This is a genomic window from Campylobacter concisus, assembly GCF_902460625.1.
Taxonomy (GTDB): Bacteria; Campylobacterota; Campylobacteria; order Campylobacterales; family Campylobacteraceae; genus Campylobacter_A; species Campylobacter_A concisus_AD.
The window spans coordinates 174,282-192,084 of the sequence record NZ_CABPUT010000006.1 but is presented as its reverse complement, the minus strand read 5'-3'; the positions used below and the strand labels follow the sequence as shown (position 1 = coordinate 192,084).

14 protein-coding genes and 6 tRNA genes are annotated in these 17,803 nt (G+C 37.6%); all 20 read right to left on the bottom strand.

Annotated features, from left to right (window positions below; genetic code table 11):
• Positions 1–169 precede the first annotated feature (169 nt).
• Positions 170–246, bottom strand: a tRNA-Arg gene (locus tag F3G69_RS05370).
• 79 nt (positions 247–325) lie between these two features.
• Positions 326–2,404: an elongation factor G gene (gene fusA, locus F3G69_RS05365; protein ID WP_103600667.1), complete on the bottom strand. Its 2,079-nt coding sequence runs from the start codon at positions 2,402–2,404 to the stop codon at positions 326–328.
• Positions 2,405–2,416: 12 nt separating this feature from the next.
• Positions 2,417–2,887, bottom strand: a complete 471-nt coding sequence (gene rpsG, locus F3G69_RS05360) for a 30S ribosomal protein S7 (protein ID WP_107686542.1) — start codon at positions 2,885–2,887, stop codon at positions 2,417–2,419.
• 78 nt (positions 2,888–2,965) lie between these two features.
• Entirely contained in the window at positions 2,966–3,364 is a 399-nt protein-coding gene (gene rpsL, locus F3G69_RS05355) for a 30S ribosomal protein S12 (RefSeq protein ID WP_021090705.1), read from the bottom strand.
• A 131-nt stretch (positions 3,365–3,495) separates the two neighbouring features.
• Positions 3,496–3,885 (bottom strand): DoxX family protein, encoded by a 390-nt coding sequence (locus F3G69_RS05350; protein WP_149714623.1) that lies wholly within the window; start codon positions 3,883–3,885, stop codon positions 3,496–3,498.
• Between the two features lie 121 nt (positions 3,886–4,006).
• Positions 4,007–8,521 (bottom strand): DNA-directed RNA polymerase subunit beta', encoded by a 4,515-nt coding sequence (gene rpoC / locus F3G69_RS05345; RefSeq protein ID WP_021091033.1) that lies wholly within the window; start codon positions 8,519–8,521, stop codon positions 4,007–4,009.
• Positions 8,508–12,653 carry a DNA-directed RNA polymerase subunit beta gene (gene rpoB, locus F3G69_RS05340; protein ID WP_149714622.1) on the bottom strand — a complete coding sequence of 1,382 codons (4,146 nt, stop codon included), beginning with the start codon at positions 12,651–12,653 and terminating at the stop codon, positions 8,508–8,510. Before rpoB ends, rpoC begins: the two co-directional genes overlap by 14 nt.
• 118 nt (positions 12,654–12,771) lie before the next feature.
• Positions 12,772–13,152, bottom strand: a complete 381-nt coding sequence (rplL, locus tag F3G69_RS05335; protein WP_103600664.1) for a 50S ribosomal protein L7/L12 — start codon at positions 13,150–13,152, stop codon at positions 12,772–12,774.
• A 28-nt stretch (positions 13,153–13,180) separates the two neighbouring features.
• Entirely contained in the window at positions 13,181–13,666 is a 486-nt protein-coding gene (gene rplJ, locus F3G69_RS05330; RefSeq protein ID WP_149714621.1) for a 50S ribosomal protein L10, read from the bottom strand.
• 105 nt (positions 13,667–13,771) lie between these two features.
• Positions 13,772–14,473, bottom strand: coding sequence for a 50S ribosomal protein L1 (gene rplA, locus F3G69_RS05325; RefSeq protein WP_103600662.1), 702 nt, complete (start codon positions 14,471–14,473; stop codon positions 13,772–13,774).
• A 59-nt stretch (positions 14,474–14,532) separates the two neighbouring features.
• Complete coding sequence (gene rplK / locus F3G69_RS05320) at positions 14,533–14,958, bottom strand: 50S ribosomal protein L11 (RefSeq protein ID WP_103600661.1); 426 nt, start codon at positions 14,956–14,958, stop codon at positions 14,533–14,535.
• A gap of 10 nt (positions 14,959–14,968) precedes the next feature.
• The gene (gene nusG / locus F3G69_RS05315) at positions 14,969–15,499 is read right to left on the bottom strand and encodes a transcription termination/antitermination protein NusG (protein ID WP_021090793.1); all 531 of its coding nucleotides are present in this window, start codon (positions 15,497–15,499) and stop codon (positions 14,969–14,971) included.
• Between the two features lie 16 nt (positions 15,500–15,515).
• Positions 15,516–15,695: a preprotein translocase subunit SecE gene (gene secE, locus F3G69_RS05310; protein ID WP_035167317.1), complete on the bottom strand. Its 180-nt coding sequence runs from the start codon at positions 15,693–15,695 to the stop codon at positions 15,516–15,518.
• 17 nt (positions 15,696–15,712) lie between these two features.
• Positions 15,713–15,788, bottom strand: a tRNA-Trp gene (locus F3G69_RS05305).
• A gap of 13 nt (positions 15,789–15,801) precedes the next feature.
• Positions 15,802–15,960, bottom strand: coding sequence for a 50S ribosomal protein L33 (gene rpmG / locus F3G69_RS05300; protein ID WP_035167196.1), 159 nt, complete (start codon positions 15,958–15,960; stop codon positions 15,802–15,804).
• Between the two features lie 56 nt (positions 15,961–16,016).
• Entirely contained in the window at positions 16,017–17,216 is a 1,200-nt protein-coding gene (gene tuf, locus F3G69_RS05295; protein ID WP_021090663.1) for an elongation factor Tu, read from the bottom strand.
• Between the two features lie 70 nt (positions 17,217–17,286).
• Positions 17,287–17,361: transfer RNA gene (locus F3G69_RS05290), tRNA-Thr, on the bottom strand.
• A gap of 126 nt (positions 17,362–17,487) precedes the next feature.
• A tRNA-Gly gene (locus F3G69_RS05285) sits at positions 17,488–17,564 on the bottom strand.
• Positions 17,565–17,571: 7 nt separating this feature from the next.
• Positions 17,572–17,656: transfer RNA gene (locus tag F3G69_RS05280), tRNA-Tyr, on the bottom strand.
• A gap of 53 nt (positions 17,657–17,709) precedes the next feature.
• Positions 17,710–17,785: transfer RNA gene (locus tag F3G69_RS05275), tRNA-Thr, on the bottom strand.
• Positions 17,786–17,803: the final 18 nt, after the last annotated feature.

Genomic DNA, 17,803 nt, shown 5'->3' with positions numbered 1-17,803 from the left:
TATAATCTTTTTTATAAAGTCCATTCTTTGCATTTTTTCTTTTACTCTATTATACTGATCAGCATAAGAGCATTTTTATAAATTGCTATATCTTATTATACGTTTTAGTATATTTTAAAAAACACTTGTTTGAGCACTTTGTATTTTACAAAGATGATTGCATGATGGATGGTGTCCCCAACAGGATTCGAACCTGTGGCCTTAGAATTAGGAATTCTACGCTCTATCCAGCTGAGCTATGAGGACAATTCACATATTTTGTAGATAGATTTTATCAGAATAAATAATTTTTGAAGGACAGATTACTCTGCCCTTCTTTGGTTAATTAGCCATTTCTCTTTTTAATGATTTCATCACTTACGTTTTTAGGAACTTCTTCATAGTGATCAAATTCCATTGAATAAGTTGCACGACCTTGAGTCATTGAGCGAAGATCTGTTGAATAGCCAAACATTTGAGCTAATGGACAATAAGCTGCAATGATCTTCACACCATTTCTATCATCCATTGAATTTACTTGACCACGGCGTTTATTAAGGTCGCCTATAACATCACCCATATACTCTTCTGGAGTTTCAACTTCAACCTTCATCATAGGCTCAAGAATAACAGCACCTGCTTTTCTAGCACCTTCCTTAAAGCCCATTGAAGCAGCAAGTTTAAATGCCATTTCAGATGAGTCAACTTCATGGTAGCTACCATCAAAAAGGGTAACTTTAACATCTTCGACTGGATAACCAGCAAGAACACCGCTTTGAAGTGCCTCTTTGCAACCTTTTTCAACAGCTGGGATATATTCTTTTGGAACAACACCACCTTTGATATCGTTAACAAACTCAAATCCACTAGCAGCTGGAAGCGGCTCAATACGTAAAAATACGTGACCATATTGACCACGACCGCCTGATTGTTTAGCATACTTATACTCTTGCTCAACTGTTTTGCGGATAGTTTCGCGGTAAGCAACTTGTGGTTGACCAACTTCAGCATCAACTTTAAATTCACGAAGCATACGATCAACTATGATCTCCAAGTGAAGCTCACCCATACCGCTAATAATAGTTTGACCACTCTCTTCGTCTGTACTAACTCTAAAACTTGGATCTTCTTGAGCTAGTTTTTGAAGTGCTATTGCCATTTTTTCCTGGTCTGCCTTTGTTTTTGGTTCAACTGCAACACTAATAACTGGCTCAGGGAAGTCCATTCTTTCAAGGATAACTTTATCTTTCTCGCTAGCTAGAGTATCACCTGTTAGAGTATTTTTTAGACCAACAACAGCACCGATCTCACCAGCAAAAAGCTCAGTAATCTCTTCACGTTTATTTGAGTGCATTTTTAGCAAGCGACCGATTCTCTCTTTGCAGTCTTGAACTGTGTTGTAAGCATAGCTACCACTTTCAAGGCTTCCTCTATAAACACGGATAAATGTTAGCTGTCCAACAAATGGGTCAGTCATAATCTTAAACGCAAGAGCGGCAAATTCGCCATTATCTGTACTTTCAACAGTTACTTCAGCGCCATCTTCATAAACACCATTTATTGCTGCGATCTCATCTGGAGCTGGTAAATAATCAACAACAGCATCAAGTAGAGGTTGGATACCTTTGTTCTTAAACGCAGTTCCGCAAAGCATAGGCGTGATAGTCATTCTCAAGCAGCCTGCTTTTATGCCTTTTTTGATCTCTTCTTCACTTAGCTCTTCACCAGCAAAAAATTTCTCCATCAAGCTATCATCTGTCTCTGAAACTGCTTCGATTAGTTTTGCACGGTATTCCTCTGCTTTATCTTTAACTTCAGCTGGAATTTCTTCTTCAACATAGTCAGTTGGCTTTTTCTCATCATTCCAAACATAAGCTTTCATTCTTACAAGGTCAACTACGCCCCTAAAGTTATCCTCGGCGCCTATAGGAATTTGAATAGGAATTGGGTTTGCTTTTAGTCTTTCCCTGATCTGCTCTTCAACTCTAAAGAAATTTGCACCGATTCTATCCATTTTATTAACAAAAACGATTCTTGGTACGTGATATTTATTTGCTTGTCTCCAAACAGTTTCTGATTGTGGTTGAACACCGCCAACAGAACAAAATACTGAAACAGCACCGTCAAGAACACGCATAGAACGCTCAACTTCGATAGTAAAGTCAACGTGTCCCGGAGTGTCGATTAGGTTTATTTGATAACCCTTCCAAAATGCCGTAGTTGCAGCTGAAGTAATAGTAATACCACGCTCTTTTTCTTGTTCCATCCAGTCCATGGTAGCAGCACCATCATGAACTTCACCTATTTTATGGCTCATACCAGTAAAGAATAAAATTCTCTCGCTAGTAGTTGTCTTTCCAGCATCAATGTGAGCCGCAATACCGATATTTCTTACCTTATGTAAAGGCGTTTTTCTCTCTGCCATATTAATTCTTTCTTACCAGCGGTAGTGAGCAAATGCTTTATTAGCCTCTGCCATCTTGTAAGTATCTTCCTTCTTCTTGAAAGATGCACCTTTTGAGTTTGCCGCATCTAAGAGCTCATTCGCTAGTTTATCTATCATAGTTCTTTCGCTTCTTTTTCTAGCGTAAGTTATAAGCCAGCGGATAGCAAGAGCTTGTTGGCGAGCTGGGCGAACCTCAACTGGTACTTGATAGGTAGCACCACCAACACGGCGTGATTTAACTTCTAAAATAGGTTTTACATTTTCAATAGCATCGTTAAAAACGTCGATGCCTTTAACCTCAGCATTTTTCTTTTCTATGGCTTTAATAGCACCATACATTATCTCAGTAGCGACGCTTTTTTTGCCATCATACATAAGAGAATTAATAAATTTAGTGATTATTTTATTTCCGTAAATCGGATCAGGTAAGATTTCCCTTACAGGGGCTTTTCTTCTTCTCATTTTGATCTTTCCTTCAAATTTTTATGAAATTTTACTCAAACGTTTGCAAATTTTAGCAACGTCTGCGAACCTAAATTTTTACTTTTTTGTTGCAGCTGCAGCACCAGCTTTAGGGCGTTTCGCACCATATTTAGAACGAGAAACTGTTCTTTTTGCAACACCAGCAGTATCAAGTGCACCACGAACGATGTGATATTTAACACCTGGTAAGTCTTTAACCCTACCGCCGCGAACTAAAACGATACTGTGTTCTTGTAGGTTGTGACCTTCACCACCGATATAGCTGATGACTTCAAAACCGCTTGTTAGCCTGACTTTGGCAACTTTCCTCAAGGCTGAGTTTGGTTTTTTAGGAGTTGTAGTATAAACCCTAGTGCAAACTCCTCTTCTTTGAGGGCACTCTTTTAACGCTGGAGATTTTGACTTAACAGTCACTTTCTTGCGTTCTTTTCTGACCAATTGATTTATGGTTGGCACAATAATTCCTTTCAACTAAATTTATTAAAAAGACCTAATTTTATTTAAAATAAACTTAAATAACGGTTAATAAGTTAGACTTACTCATCTAATTCTTGATTTTATAAAAACTCTGCTGTCTTTATTTTGTATTAATCTTGTTTGACAGCATATTTGCCACTACCTATCAAAAGAATACAAAGTGAAATAGCAATATAAAGGAAAATAAGCTCTGATTTAAAGCCATTAACCTCATTTAATGCAAATAAATTTGCAAATCCATAGTACGAGTATAAAATAGTAATACTAGTACCTAAAACTAGGATAGCACCTACCCTTGAATAAAAACCAATAATTAACATGATGGGCGCTAAGACCTCTCCAAGGTAAGAAAAATATGCCAAAAATCCAGGCAAACCAGCATTTACTAATATACCTTTTACCCCACTAAGTCCATGTAAAATTTTACCAAAACCATGCATAAAAAGGCAGATACCAAGTCCTAAACGTATAAATAAAAGTCCAAGATCAATGTTTTTCATAAATTCTCCATGATGTGATTTAAAGATAAGGATTTTATTAGGTGATAGTTAATAGCTTGTAAATTTTTAATTTATTTAATTTTTTAAGGAGGTTAAGCCCCAAAAATAGGGGCTTAAAGTATTAGTTTTCTTTGATTTTTACTTTTTTATCTTTATAAAAACCAGTTCCGACTGGGATCATACGTCCAAGGATAACGTTCTCTTTTAGATCCTCAAGATAGTCAAATTTAGCAGCAATCGATGCTTCTGTTAAAACTTTAGTTGTCTCTTGGAACGATGCAGCAGAGATCACACTATCACTTCCGATAGCTGCTCTTGTAACGCCTAATAAGATCGGTTCAGCAATAGCTGGCTCACCGCCCATGTTCATGATGCGCTCGTTCTCTTCTTTAAATTTATTTCTTGAGACCATATCGCCAACTATGAAATTTGTATTTCCACTATCAACGATTTTGACTTGGCGAAGCATTTGTGATACGATGATCTCGATATGTTTATCGGCGATCGCAACACCTTGGCGGCGATAAACTTGTTGAATCTCGCTAATCAAATAATAATGAAGTGCTTTTTCGCCAAGAATTCTTAAAATATCGTGGCTTGAGATTAGCCCATCAGTTAATTTCTCGCCAGCATGGACGAATTCCCCATCTCTTACTTGGATCTGACGACTTTTCTCGATCAAATACTCAGCAGTTGTACCATCTTCAGCTTGAATGATTATGCGCTCTTTTGAGCGAAGTGGCTTGTCAAATCTAACCACACCATCAATCTCCGCAACGATAGCTGTATTTTTAGGGCGTCTTGCTTCAAATAGCTCGCTAACTCTTGGAAGACCACCAGTGATATCTTTTGACTTAGCGACAGCTTTTGGAGTCTTAGCCAAAATATCAGCCTGAGCTACTTCATCACCACTTGAGACAAAGATCGCAGTTTTTGGATCAAGCGGATACTTGATTAAATTTCCTTTTTTAGTAGCGATAATAATCGCAGGTTTTACACCGCTTGGCAAATACTCGTTGATAACAAGACGTCTTTGTCCAGTCGCCTCATCTGCTTGCTCAGTAGCGCTGTATCCTGGCTCAATATCCTCAAAACTAACCACACCGGCTTCTTCAGCAATAGTTGGAGTTGAGTATGGATCCCACTCAGCAATAATCAACTTGTCATCTTTTTCAGGCAATGAGACTACTGTCGCTCTCTCAACTGCATCATTATCAGAAACTTGAATGATAGAATTTCTTGGGATATAATGGCGAACCGCCTCACGTCCATCTTTATCAGAAACAACTACAAAGAAACCTTTTTCAGTTACTTTGTGACCTTTTTTGATATCTTTAACCCTATCAAGATAATCACCTTTTAATATGAAAAATTTAACCACACCATTTGCGTCAGCTAAAATTTTACGAGTTACCGGATCTCCATCTGAAATTTTAAGTTCACTAGCGTATGGGATACGATTTGGGATATTCCAACCCTCTTTTATGATCTCAACAATACTTTCATTCTCTTTTACCTTATCGCCACTTACATAAGGTATATACATCTTTCCTTCGATCTTTCCGCTAACACCAGCTAATTCATTTGGCTTAGCAAGATCATTTCTTCTAATTGTATATTTAACCTCTTCTTTTTTACCTTTTATCACGATATTTACATCTTCGTGGGCATATTCGATCTCTATTTTGCCGTCAATCGTTGATTTAATCTTTGGCTCAACAAGTAGCACAGCTGCGCTTCTTCTATTTGCAACGATCTTCTTATCACCATTATCATAAGTATTAAGGTTGTAATATCTGATAAAACCTTCTTTTTGGGCGATTACTTGGCGATCTTGTTGCTCAGTAGAAGCCGTACCACCGATGTGGAATGTTCTTAGTGTTAGCTGTGTACCTGGCTCACCGATAGACTGAGCTGAGATAATACCAACTGCTTCACCTGGTTTTACAAGCTTGCCTTCACCCAAATTTAAGCCATAGCATTTTGCACAAACGCCTTTTGGTGCTTTGCAAGTAATAGGAGTTCTAATGCTCACTGATTTTATGCCAGCCTCAGTTATAGCTCTAGCTTTTTCTTCATCAAGTAGTGTGCCCTCACTAAATAAAATTTCATTAGTTATAGGATCGATCACATCATCTGCTAAAACACGGCCTAATACTCTTTCTTCAAGGCTTTCTATTAGCTCGCCACTCTCAGTAATATCTGTGATTTCAACGCCCTCGTGCGTACCGCAGTCGTGCATTGTTACTTTAACATTTTGAGCAACGTCGATTAGTTTTCTTGTTAAATAACCGGCGTTGGCTGTTTTTAGCGCTGTATCTGCAAGACCTTTTCTAGCTCCGTGGGTAGAGTTAAAGTACTCCATTATATTTAGACCTTCACGGAAGTTTGAAATGATAGGCGTTTCGATGATCGAACCATCAGGTTTTGCCATAAGACCACGCATACCAGCTAGCTGGCGAATCTGCGCTGCACTACCTCTCGCACCCGAGTCTGCCATCATATAAATAGAGTTAAATCCGCCCTTATCATTTTGGATAAGCTTCATCATCTCGCTTGCAACGCTGTTGTTTGTATCTGTCCAGATATCAATGATCTTGTTGTATCTCTCACTATCTGTTAAAAGACCAGCGCCGTATTGCTTTTGAATTTCGCGAACTTTTTTCTTAGCTTCGTCAATATATTTTTGCTTGCTATCTGGCACGATTATATCAGCAATAGAGATAGAAATCCCCGCTTTTGTCGCATATCTAAAGCCTAAATTTTTAAGCTTATCAAGGAAGTCAGCCGTTACTTCAAGACCGCCATTTCTATAAACATAATCAACCAAATTTGCAATGTCTTTTTTCTTCATGATCTTATTCCACATATTTTCAGGAACAAAATCAGGAAGTATCGCTCTTAGGATCAAGCGACCAGCCGTCGTAAAGATGATCTTGTTATCAACCATTGTCTTAATTTTAGCGTGAAGACCAAGAGTATTAGCCTCTTCAGCGATCATTACTTCATCAACGCTTGAGAAAATTTTATTTGCGCCTTTTTCGTCATTTCTCTCTAGGCTTAAATAATAAATTCCTAAAACCATATCTTGTGAAGGAACTGTGATAGCCTTACCACTTGCAGGAAGCAAGATGTTCATTGAGCTAAGCATCAAAATTTTGCACTCAGCGATAGCCTCTTGAGATAGTGGCACGTGAACAGCCATTTGGTCGCCGTCGAAGTCAGCGTTGAATGCCGCACAAACTAATGGGTGAAGCTGGATCGCCTTGCCTTCAACAAGCACTGGGTGAAACGCTTGGATAGAAAGTTTGTGAAGTGTTGGAGCACGGTTTAGCATAACTGGATAGTCTTTAACGACCTCTTCTAGGCACTCCCAAACCTCATTTGTCTTATCTTCTATCATCTTTTTAGCTTGCTTAACAGTTGTTGCATAGCCTTTTTCTTCTAGACGAGCAAGCAAATGTGGTTTAAATAGCTCTAGAGCCATTTTCTTTGGAAGACCGCACTGATCCATCTTTAGTTTCGGACCAACGACGATAACAGAACGTCCAGAGAAGTCAACACGCTTACCTAGCAAATTCTGGCGGAAACGGCCTTGCTTACCTTTGATGATCTCGCTTAGTGATTTTAGTGGGCGTTTGTTTGCGCCTTTTACTGCATTTGCTCTGCGGCCATTGTCAAATAACGCATCAACTGCTTCTTGAAGCATTCTCTTTTCATTTCTGATAATGATCTCAGGTGCGTCAAGCTCAAGTAGACGTTTTAGACGGCTGTTTCTATTTATTACGCGGCGATATAGATCGTTTACGTCAGAAACAGCAAATTTACCACCATCAAGGCTAACTAGCGGTCTAAGATCAGGTGGAAGAACTGGTAAATTTGTTATCATCATCCACTCTGGGCGGTTGCCTGAATTTAAAAAGCTCTCGATAACTTTTAGGCGTTTTACGATAGTCTTTTTCTTAGCCTCAGAATTTGTAGACTCCATCTCTTCTTTTAGTTGATTTAAAATTTCCATCAAATCAAGCTCAGCTAGCATATCATAGATGACCTCGCCACCCATTCTAGCTGTAAAACCAGTCTCTTCGTATCTTGAAGCTAGGCTTTGATATTGCTCTTCGTTTAAAACGTCGTATTTCTCAACTTTTTTAGAATTTTCATTGTCGTAATAAGCCTCACCAGCATTATCAACAATGTATGCCTCATAGTAAAGTACACGCTCAAGGTCTTTCATCTTAATACCAAGAAGTGCACCAATACGGCTTGGTAAGAAATTTACATACCAGATGTGAGCCACTGGAGTTACAAGCTCGATATGACCCATGCGAGAGCGGCGAACTTTAGATGTTGTTACTTCAACACCGCACTTTTCGCACTTGATGCCTTTATAACGCATCTTTTTATATTTGCCACAAAGGCACTCGTAATCACGGATCGGTCCAAAAATTTTCGCACAAAACAAGCCGTCACGCTCAGGTTTTAGTGTGCGGTAGTTGATAGTTTCTGGTTTTTTAACCTCACCATAACTCCAAGATTTTATCTTCTCAGGACTTGCTAAACGAAGTTGAAAAGCTTCAAAATCACGAGGTCTATGCTCTTCTTTTATCTCAACTGGTTTTAAATTAGTTAGTTTCATTTGTCTCATCCTCATCATATACTTCCACATCAAGAGCTAGTGATTTTAGCTCGTTTGTTAGAACAAAGAACGTCTCAGGGATACCAGTCTCAGGAACGTTTTCACCTCTTGTTAAAGCTTTGTAAGCAGAAAGTCTTCCCTCAACATCGTCTGATTTTACAGTTAACATCTCTCTTAGTGTATGAGCAGCACCGTAAGCCTCAAGTGCCCAAACCTCCATCTCACCAAACCTTTGACCACCAAATAGCGCCTTACCGCCAACTGGTTGCTGCGTAACAAGGCTGTATGGTCCAGTACTTCTTGCGTGAACTTTCTCATCAACCAAGTGGTGAAGTTTTAGCATATACATACAACCAACATTAACGCGCTCTCTTATCTTTGAGCCTGTGCGTCCATCGTATAGCTCGGTTTTGCCGTCGCTATCTATCTTTGCCATCTCAAATAATTTTGCAAATTCGTCAGCCTTAACGCCTTCAAAAATCGGAGTTGCAAATCTTACGCCATTACTCCAATCTTTTGCGTATTCAAGAAGCTTCTCATCGCTCATCTTACCAAGAGCTTTTTTAGCGTCCATTAGCTTAGCAATACCTGCTATCTCTATCATCTTAGCTCTTAGCTCTTTTATCCACTCGCCTTTTTTAGTTTCAAAAATTTCATTGATCTGCTCACCTAAGCGATAGCCAACAAGACCAAGGTGGCTCTCTAAAATTTGACCGATGTTCATACGGCTTGGAACGCCAAGTGGGTTTAGCACGATGTCTACAATCTGACCGCTTGGAAGATACGGCATATCGACTTCTCTAACTATATTTGAAACGATACCTTTGTTTCCGTGACGTCCAGCCATTTTATCGCCGACTTTTAGTTTGCGTTTTGTAGCTATGTAAACTTTTACAAGTTTAACAACACCGCTTGGTAAAATGTCATCTTTTTCTAAAATTTCTATCTTAGCATCGTGCTCTTCTTTGAGCTTTTTCTTCTCATTTTGGAAGTAATTTTTTAGCTCATCATATTTCTTTTGAATATCTTTTGAAAAGCTTTTAACGATAGCATTTAGAGTAAACCTATTTATATTTTCAAGATCAGCCTTATTGATCTTTGAGCCTTTTTTATACTCTTTTTTATTTACCTCTTGATCGCTTGCTAGTGGATTTTTAGAAAGAAGTGCTGTAACTTTTAGCATCTCTTCGCGATCCAACATAAGCAGTCTATCGTGATGTTCTTTTTCTAAAAGAGTCTTCTCTTCTTCGTAAGCTTTATTTGTTCTGCTATCTTTTTCATAACCTTTTTTGGTGAAAATTTTAACATCAACAACCACGCCTTCCATCGAAGCTGAAGCGTAGAGCGATTTATTTACAACGTGACCAGCCTTTTCGCCAAAAATCGCACGTAGTAATCTTTCTTCTGGAGTCGGCTTAACTTCGCCTTTTGGAGATACTTTACCAACAAGGATCATACCAGGCTTGATCTCTGTACCAATTTTGACAATACCACTTTCATCAAGGTGCATAAGCTCCTCTTCTTTGACGTTTGGTATATCTTTTGTTATCTCCTCAACCCCGTCTTTTAACTCACGAGCTTCGATCTCTTTTTCATAGATATGAACACTTGTAAAGGCGTCTTCACGTATCATTTTTTCGCTAATGACGATCGCGTCTTCGTAGTTGTAGCCATTCCAAGGCATAAATGCTATTAGTGCGTTTTTACCGATAGCTAGCTCGCCTTTTTCCATGCTTGGGCCGTCAGCAATTATTTGGCCAGCAACAATCTCATCACCTTTTTTAACTATCGGATGTTGAGAAAAAGTCGTATTTTGGTTTGTTCTTAAATTTTTCTCCAAAGAGTAATGATCGATATATGGACCAGCTTCGTCTTCGCCTAAAATGAATATATTTTTATTATCAACCTTTTCAACCACACCACTACGTTTTGCTTTTACGCTTTCCCATGCATCTCTTGCGATAACGCTTTCCATACCTGTTCCAACAATAGGAGCAGTTGAGCGAAGTAGTGGTACTGCCTGACGTTGCATGTTTGAACCCATGAGAGCACGGTTAGCATCATCATGCTCTAGGAATGGAATAAGTGAAGCCGCAACACCAGCTATCATACCAGAACAAAGGTCGATCAAAGTAACATCTTCTCTACGCGCAAGCATCATCTCGCCATCTTTTCTAACCTCAATCAAATCCTCAACGATATGCCCATTTTCATCAAGCTTGGTTGATGCTGGAGCTATAACATTACCCTCTTCTTGAGTTGCGGTTAAATAAACTATCTCATCAGTCACTTTGCCATCTACAACTTTTTTGTAAGGTGCTTCAACAAAGCCAAGATCATTCACTTTTGCATAGGTTGAAAGTGTATTGATAAGACCAATATTTTGACCTTCTGGAGTCTCAACAGGACAAATTCTGCCGTAGTGGGTTGGGTGAACGTCGCGCACCTCAAAGCCAGCACGTTCTTTTACCAAACCACCCTCGCCAAGTGCAGATAGACGACGTTTGTGAGTAACCTCACTAAGCGGGTTTGTCTGATCCATAAACTGGCTTAACTGTCCACCTGTGAAAAATTCCATAATTGTTGCAGTAATCATTTTTGGATTAATGAGGTCGTATGGCATAATCTCTTCGGTATTATTGCTTAAGCTTGTAAATTTATCGCGGATAGCCTTTTGCATCTTTACAAAACCAAGGTGAAGTTCGCTAGCGAGCAGCTCACCGATTGACCTTATACGGCGGTTGCCAAGGTGGTCGCGATCATCAATGTGACCTTGTCCATTTTTAACTTTTATAAGATATTTTGCAGTTTTTATGATATCTTCGCTTGTTAGTAAAGTAACATATTCTGGTACATCAAGTGAGAGCTTATGATTCATCTTCATACGACCAACTTTTGTTAAATCGTATCTCTCGGGATTAAATAGCATATCATTTACAAAACTCTTTGCAGCCTCTTTTACAACTGGCTCTCCTGGTCTCATAACCTTATAAATTCTAATAGCCGCAAGATCATTTTCATCATCCACGCCCTCAGTTTGTTTTAAAACCTTAAGCATATCGCTGTCAGCTATGAAAGAATTTATAATCGCATCATCAACACCAGCAGCAGAGTTATTTATAATCTCAATACTTTCATGCTCAGCTAAAATTTTCGCAAGTTTATTCTCGTCAAGAGCAGATAACGTATCATATAAAATTTCTCCACTCTCTGTATTTATTACAGGATTTGCCAAATATCTACCAATAAGTGCTTCAACTGGGTATTCAACAAATTTTACGCCATCCTCGATCAGTTTGTCAGCTTTTTTCTTAGTTAGACGTTTGCCTGCTTGGTGAAGAATTTCTCCATCTTCGTTTTTTATATCATATTCAACTCTTCCCAAATAATCTTCAGGATTAAAAAGAGTTAAGAATTTGTTATTTTTAATAATTAAATTTTGTATCGGATAAAACAACTTAATGATGTCTTGTTTTTTATATCCAAGCGCCCTAAATAATATAGTTACTGGCACTTTTCTACGTTTATTTATCCTAACATATAAAATATCTTTTGTATCATATTCAAAGTGTAGCCAAGAGCCACGGTCTGGTATTATTTGAGCTGTATAAATTAATTTATTTGCAACAGTCGCGCTCTCTTCTTGTTTAAAAATAACACCTGGACTTCTATGGAGTTGATTTACAACAACACGCTCAACACCATTTATAATAAATGAAATTCTATCAGTCATTAGTGGAATTTCACGTATAAAAATTTCTTGTTCTTTTATATCTTTAACACCGACTTTATCACCTGTCTTATCATCTTTCTCATGAACGATAAGACGTATTTTCATCTTTAAATTTACAGAGTATGTAAGACCTCTTTCTATACACTCTCTGATCGTATATTTTGGTTTTCCAATTTCTGAGCCAACATATTCTAAAGTCAAACGATTTTGCGGATCATGTATTGGAAAGATTGATTTGAAAACTTTTTCTATACCGCTTTCTATTTGATTGTTATTTAGATTTAAAAAATTATCAAAGCTCTTTTTTTGTAGTTGTAGTAGGTTCGGAACGTCTATCTCCTTAACGACATTAGAGAAGTCAACCCTAAGACGATTTCCTGAGTATAAGCTATTTAACATTGCATCTACCTCGTGGTAATTTTGAAAGAAAAGTATAGCCTTTTAACAAGGCATCTAAAATTTAAAAAAGAGAGAGCCTGTGCCCTCTCTTGAAATATTAAGCTCAAATAATAAAAAATTATTTAAGTTCAACCTTAGCACCAGCTTCTTCAAGCTCTTTTTTAGCTGCCTCAGCCTCGTCTTTGCTAACGCCTTCTTTAAGAACAGATGGTGTTCCCTCAACTGCGTCTTTAGCTTCTTTAAGACCAAGACCAGTAAGCGCTCTAACAACTTTAATAACGTTGATTTTCTTATCACCAGAATCAACCAAAACAATGTTAAATTCTGTTTTTTCCTCTGCTGCAGTTGCTGCACCACCTGCTGCAACTGCACCACCTGCTACCATTACAGGAGCAGCGCTAACACCAAATTTCTCTTCGAACTCTTTTACAAGTTCACTAAGTTCAAGTACAGAAAGATTAGATATAAACTCTAATACATCTTCTTTAGTAATTGCCATTTTTAATCCTTATTATTTTTAATTTTTATTAAGCTAATTGTTCTTTTTTCTCTTTAAGCGCATTCAAACCAATTGTGAAATTTTGAATTGGCGCATTCCAAACTTGTAAAAGCATCGCAATAAGCTCATCACGGCTAGGCATTTTAGATAGAGCTTTAACTTTATCAACGCTAGCAACTTCGCCATCAATATAAGCTGTTTTTATTTTGAAAAGATCAGCATTAGACTCTTCAAATTTTGCGGCTACTTTAGTTACTGCTAATTGATCTTCGCTCCAAAGATAGATATTTGTATCTTTGAGTTCCATTCCGACTTTATCAGAATTTTTAAGAGCAATATTTGCAAGAGTATTTTTAATAACCTGAACTTTTACATTTTGTTCTTTAGCAGAATTTCTTAAAACTTCAAGTTTCTTTACTGAAAGGCCACGATAGTCACAAACTACAATAGCTTCAGCAGTTTTAAATTCACTCTCTAATTTTGCAACAACTTCATTTTTTTCGTTACGTGTCACTTTTTCTCCTTTCCGACCGGTAATTTCAAGCAGAGCGGGTCGAATCAATTAAGCCCAATGGCCTCGGCTATCTCCAATCTAAGATATAAATTTTAATTTTTAGTTTTATTTTAAGTCCATAACTTCTTGAGTATCAAGAGCTATAGATGGGCTCATTGTCAAAGACAACGAAGCATTTTTAACATATCTACCCTTTGCAGTTGCAGGTTTATGTTTATTAATCGCTTTAATAAATGTTGAAATATTTTCATTTAATTGTTCTTTAGTAAAATTAACTTTACCAAGGCCTGCATGTATATTTCCTTGCTTATCAACACGGAAATTTACTTGACCACTTTTTGCATTATTAACAGCTTGTGCAACATCCATTGTGACTGTACCAGTTTTTGGATTTGGCATTAATCCTTTTGGTCCTAAAATTCTACCGACCTTACCTACAAGACCCATTAAGTTTGGAGTAGCTATAAGAACATCAAAATTCATTATACCTTTTTGTATATCTTCAACTAAATCATCTGCACCAATAATATCAGCACCAGCTACTTTTGCCTCATCAGCTTTAGCATCTTTAGCAATAACAGCAACTCTTACAGTTTTACCTGTACCGGCCGGCAAAACGACTGAACCACGAACCATTTGATCAGCATGTCTTGGATCAACATTTAATTTTAATGCAATCTCAACTGTTTCATTAAATTTAGCAGAAGCCAGAGTTTTAACTGTGTCAATAGCCTCGCTAAGGTTATAAATTTTATCTTGCTCTACTTTTTTGAGCAATTCTTGAAATCTCTTGCTAGTTTTTCCCATAAATTTCTCCGCATATATATTGCTTCCGTCTTTTGCAAATCAACCTGACGGTAAAGGCTTTAGTCTACTACTTCGACACCCATTGAGCGAGCTGAGCCAGCAATAATCTTGGTTGCTTGCTCTTTATCATTTGTATTCAAATCAACAAGTTTTTTCTCGACTATTTCTAGAACTTGAGCTTTTGTTAATTTGCCTACTTTATTTTTTAAAGGATTATCAGTTCCTTTTGTTATACCTGCAGCCTTTTTAATAAGATCTGTAGCAGGAGGCTGTTTTGTGATAAATGTAAAACTTTTATCAGCATAAACAGTTATAACAACTGGAATATTAAACCCAACCATGTCTTTTGTTCTTTCATTAAAGGCTTTACAAAATTCCATAATATTAACACCTTTTTGTCCAAGAGCTGGACCAACTGGTGGACTAGGATTTGCTTTTGTTGCAGCAATTTGTAATTTTATTTCACCTATAACTTTTTTAGCCATTTCTTGCTCCTTAAATTATCTTCTCAACTTGTGAATACAAAATATCAACAGGGGTACTTCTACCAAAAATAGAAACATTAAGTCTAAGCTTGCCATGTATCATGTCATATTCTTCAACAATACCTGTAAAGTTAGCAAAAGGACCTTCTGTTATACGAACACTCTCACCATCCTCAAAGAATATCTTAGGTTTTGGTGCAGCCCTTTTTTGAACTTTTTCCAAAATGGTATTTATATCTTTTTCAGATAATGGCGTAGGTTTTTTGGCCTCACCAATAAAACGTCCAACTTTTGGCAAAGATTGAATCCTGTGCCAAAGAGCCGTATCAAGATCTAAGCACGCAAAAGCATAACCTGGGTAAAGAGTTCTTTCGTTGATTTTTTGCTTACCATTTTTTATTTCTATTACGTCTTCTGTAGGAACTATAATTTCTTTTAGTTGATCTTCTATTCCATGATCTTTTACTAAATTTTCAATTCCTCTTTTTACTGCCATTTCGCTTCCAGCGTAAGTCTGTATAGCATACCATTTATGTGACATTACTTCTTTCCTTATATCATATAACTTTAGATAAAACAAAGGACATAATAACATCAACAAGAGCTAAAAAAAGTGATACAACAGCAACTACGATAAAAACTGCAAAAAAAGCATTTCTAATTTGTTCTTTTGTGGGATAAATAACCTTCATTATTTCCAATTTAGAAAGCCTAATATAATTTATAATTTTTTCCATAATCTTAACCTTAGTCGTGGCAGGGCAAGAGGGATTCGAACCCCCAACCATTGGATTTGGAATCCAGCGCTCTACCGTTGGAGCTATTGCCCTAATAGCTTCTTAATTAACTTTTTAATTTAACTTCTTTATGAATAGTATGTTTTTTTAATCTTGGGCAATACTTTTTAAGTTCAACTTTATCCGTAGTAGTTTTACTATTTTTAGTTGTTGTATAATTTATATCACCACTTTCAGAGCATTTTAAACCAATTTTAATTCTCATATAAGTCCTTATTAAGATATCAAAGGGATATCCTCCCTTTGACAAATTTTTATAAATTAACCAAGTATTTTTGAAACAACACCTGAACCAACAGTCCTACCACCTTCACGGATAGCAAAACGAGTACCTTCCTCAAGTGCTACTGGAGCAATCAATTCAACAGAAATTCTTACATTATCACCTGGCATAACCATCTCTGTTCCTTCTGGGAGCGTAATTGAACCAGTAACATCAGTTGTTCTTACATAGAACTGTGGTCTATAGTTATTAAAGAAAGGAGTATGGCGACCACCTTCTTCTTTTGTTAAGATATAGACTTCGCCTTCAAATTTTGTATGAGGGGTAATTGATTTAGGTTTACAAAGAACCATACCACGCTCAACATCCTCTTTCTTGGTACCACGGAGAAGAACGCCGACATTATCACCAGCTTCACCTTGATCCATCTCTTTTCTAAACATTTCAACACCAGTAACTGTTGTTGTTTGAGTTGGCTTAATACCGACAATTTCAATTGTGTCACCAACTTTTATAACACCTTTTTCAATTCTACCAGTTACAACTGTACCACGACCTGAAATCGAAAAAACATCTTCGATTGGCATAAGAAGATCTTTATCTGTTGCACGAACTGGAGTTGGAATATAGCTATCAACTGCATCCATTAATTCCATAATTTTTGCCGACCATTCACCATCTTGACCAGCTTTTGCCTCTTCAAGGGCTTTAAGTGCTGAACCAGAAACAATAGGTGTATCATCACCTGGGAAATTATACTCATTAAGTAATTCGCGGATTTCCATTTCAACCAATTCAAGTAGCTCAGCATCATCAACCATATCAGCTTTATTCATAAAAACAACAATGTATGGAACACCAACTTGGCGTGATAACAAAATATGCTCTCTAGTTTGTGGCATTGGGCCATCAGCTGCAGAAACAACCAGAATAGCTCCATCCATTTGCGCAGCACCTGTAATCATATTTTTTACATAGTCGGCGTGACCAGGGCAGTCAACGTGGGCATAGTGGCGTTTCTCTGTCTCGTACTCAATATGTGAAGTAGCAATTGTAATACCACGCTCTTTTTCTTCTGGAGCATTATCAATATTATCATAATCTTTTAGCTCAGCAAGTCCTTTGCGTGAAAGAACAGCAGATATTGCAGCTGTTAATGTAGTTTTACCATGATCTACGTGACCAATAGTACCTATGTTTACGTGCGGCTTGTTACGTGAAAATTTTTCTTTAGCCATCTTTTCCTCCGTATGTGATATATGTCTTTTTTCTTAATTTGTATAATCATAATAAAATCATATTAACCAGTGGAGCTCATAGCGGGACTTGAACCCGCGACCTCTTCCTTACCAAGGAAGTGCTCTACCTCTGAGCCATATGAGCGAAAAACGCTTGGCAGAGATGATTCCAATTAAACAATACAAACAACTAAAAATTTTGAAAATAAAGTAAGGAATAACTGTGTTTAGTAAAATCTAGATACAGCTCCCAGTTTATTTTCCCAAATTTTGGAGCGGGAAACGGGGCTCGAACCCGCGACCCTCAGCTTGGAAGGCTGATGCTCTAGCCAACTGAGCTACTCCCGCATAACAATGGTGGTGAGACGTGGATTCGAACCACGGAAGACATAGTCAGCAGATTTACAGTCTGCCCTCGTTGGCCGCTTGAGTATCTCACCTTAAACATTAATAAACTATTTTGGTATTTTCTGGTCAAACACTGTTACAAAAATGGAGCTGGTGAACGGACTTGAACCGCCGACCCACTGCTTACAAGGCAGTAGCTCTACCAACTGAGCTACACCAGCACCTGTTTTGTGAAGTGG

Bases quoted from the DNA above. Each gene is read 5' to 3' on its own strand.
- nusG (WP_021090793.1), bottom strand. From the start codon at position 15,499: ATGTCACATAAATGGTATGCTATACAGACTTACGCTGGAAGCGAAATG.
- F3G69_RS05350 (WP_149714623.1), bottom strand. From the start codon at position 3,885: ATGAAAAACATTGATCTTGGACTTTTATTTATACGTTTAGGACTTGGT.
- rplA (WP_103600662.1), bottom strand. From the start codon at position 14,473: ATGGGAAAAACTAGCAAGAGATTTCAAGAATTGCTCAAAAAAGTAGAG.
- rpoC (WP_021091033.1), bottom strand. From the start codon at position 8,521: ATGAAACTAACTAATTTAAAACCAGTTGAGATAAAAGAAGAGCATAGA.
- rplL (WP_103600664.1), bottom strand. From the start codon at position 13,152: ATGGCAATTACTAAAGAAGATGTATTAGAGTTTATATCTAATCTTTCT.
- secE (WP_035167317.1), bottom strand. From the start codon at position 15,695: ATGGAAAAAATTATAAATTATATTAGGCTTTCTAAATTGGAAATAATG.
- rpoB (WP_149714622.1), bottom strand. From the start codon at position 12,653: ATGTTAAATAGCTTATACTCAGGAAATCGTCTTAGGGTTGACTTCTCT.
- fusA (WP_103600667.1), bottom strand. From the start codon at position 2,404: ATGGCAGAGAGAAAAACGCCTTTACATAAGGTAAGAAATATCGGTATT.
- tuf (WP_021090663.1), bottom strand. From the start codon at position 17,216: ATGGCTAAAGAAAAATTTTCACGTAACAAGCCGCACGTAAACATAGGT.
- rplK (WP_103600661.1), bottom strand. From the start codon at position 14,958: ATGGCTAAAAAAGTTATAGGTGAAATAAAATTACAAATTGCTGCAACA.
- rpsG (WP_107686542.1), bottom strand. From the start codon at position 2,887: ATGAGAAGAAGAAAAGCCCCTGTAAGGGAAATCTTACCTGATCCGATT.
- rpmG (WP_035167196.1), bottom strand. From the start codon at position 15,960: ATGAGAATTAAAATTGGTTTAAAATGCTCTGAAAGTGGTGATATAAAT.